The 1,633-nt window shown below is 59.5% G+C and carries 1 protein-coding gene; it reads left to right on the top strand.

Annotated elements, in window-relative coordinates; translation table 11 throughout:
* The first annotated feature begins 500 nt into the window (after positions 1-500).
* A complete protein-coding gene (locus tag EOA85_RS34805) occupies positions 501-1,430 on the top strand; it encodes a TauD/TfdA family dioxygenase (RefSeq protein WP_127212694.1) in 930 nt (309 codons plus the stop codon).
* Positions 1,431-1,633 lie beyond the last annotated feature (203 nt).

Below are 1,633 nucleotides of genomic sequence, written 5' to 3'. Positions count from 1 at the left end.
CTAAGATTCGGCGGCCGATAATAGCTTGCTGCTCATTGGGACGCCGACCAACGCCGGGATTGAGAAAGGCAACCCTGCCCCACAAGGCGGGTGTCACACGTGCGGTGCGTCCGCTCGTCGCGCCGGATGGTCTTTGAGACCTGGGTTCACGGCTAATCAGATGCACCCCTGTCGTCGTTTCGGTGCAGGCCGCCAGGGGGGCGTGTTGCAGCAGCGGCAATTAGTTTGGTAGCGTGCGAGCACGGGGCTGCATAGTGAGATCATTTGCCGGCGTGGGGAGCAAGGTGTGGCGCAGCCTTAGAGAACTCAACACCGAGACCGGAGCAACGGAGACTGCTCTTTCGTCGAGCCAGTTTAAATTAGAACATTCTTTCTATAGTTTACGTCAATTATCCTGTTCGATAGCTCTGTCGACTAGCGATGAGACTTTTCAACGCAGCGCGGACATCCGCTGGCCGGATGTGACTTGCTATCCCTTTCAAGATAAAACAGGAGAACCCATGAGCAATCCAGTCCTTGTCAACCGGACCATTCCTGACTCCGACGTTGTACCGCTGACCAGCCGTGTCGGAGCTGAAATCAGAGGCGTTCGCCTTGGCGGAGACCTTTCGGACGCAGCGATAGCAGCCATCAACCAGCTTCTTCTAAAACACAAGGTGATCTTCTTCCGCGGCCAGGAGCATCTCGACGATGCGGAGCAGGAATTGTTCGCGCGGCGTCTGGGTGACCTTGTACCTCATCCCACGCAGGGGCCGGCAGCCGGCACGGCCTCAATCCTCAATCTCGATTCCGGCCGTGGCGGTGGCAGGGCAGACCAGTGGCATACCGATGTGACTTTCGTCGATGCCTATCCGAAATTCTCGGTCCTACGTGGCGTCGTCATTCCGGCGGCGGGGGGCGACACGATCTGGTCCAACACGCACGCCGCGTACGAGAATCTGCCGGCGCCGCTCAAAATATTGGCGGACAATCTGTGGGCTATTCATAGCAATGCCTACGACTACGCAGCCGTGCGCCCGCGCGCCACAGCCGAAGAGAAGAGGCACTTCGAGGAAGTCTTCACATCGACGATCTACGAGACCGAGCATCCGGTCGTGCGCGTCCATCCGGAAACCGGGGAGAAGTCGCTGCTGCTCGGCAATTTCGTGCAGCGCCTCGTCGGCCTTTCCAAGAGCGATTCCGCCAAACTCTACGAGGTGTTCCAGTCCTACGTCACTGCCCCGGAAAATACCGTGCGGTGGCGCTGGCAAGTAGGCGACGTCGCTATCTGGGACAACCGTGCTACCCAGCATTATGCGGTCAACGACTATGGCGACCAGCACCGGGTTGTGCGTCGCGCTACGGTTGACGGTGACGTTCCGATCGGCGTCGACGGTCGCCGCAGTATAACCCATGTCAAGGCAGCCAAGCCGGCGGCGAAGGCAGCCTGACCGTCTGAACAGGGTAAAGATGAAAACTTCGTATCGCCGCGGCCATATCGCGCTGCTTAACCGCCCCACAAAGCCTTATGATTTCCGAGAAGCAAGGCGAGTTGCGGGCTCGAGGCTTGGCCCGAAATCGAGGTCCTGCAGCGTGGCGCATGGCTCGGGTCGCTGCTCGTGGCCCCGCTGCAGCGGTACAGGTCCCCCACCTG

The sequence above is a fragment of the Mesorhizobium sp. M5C.F.Ca.IN.020.29.1.1 genome (assembly GCF_003997375.1).
GTDB classification, from domain to species: domain Bacteria; phylum Pseudomonadota; class Alphaproteobacteria; order Rhizobiales; family Rhizobiaceae; genus Mesorhizobium; species Mesorhizobium wenxiniae.
This window is presented reverse-complemented; position numbering and strand designations above follow the sequence as displayed.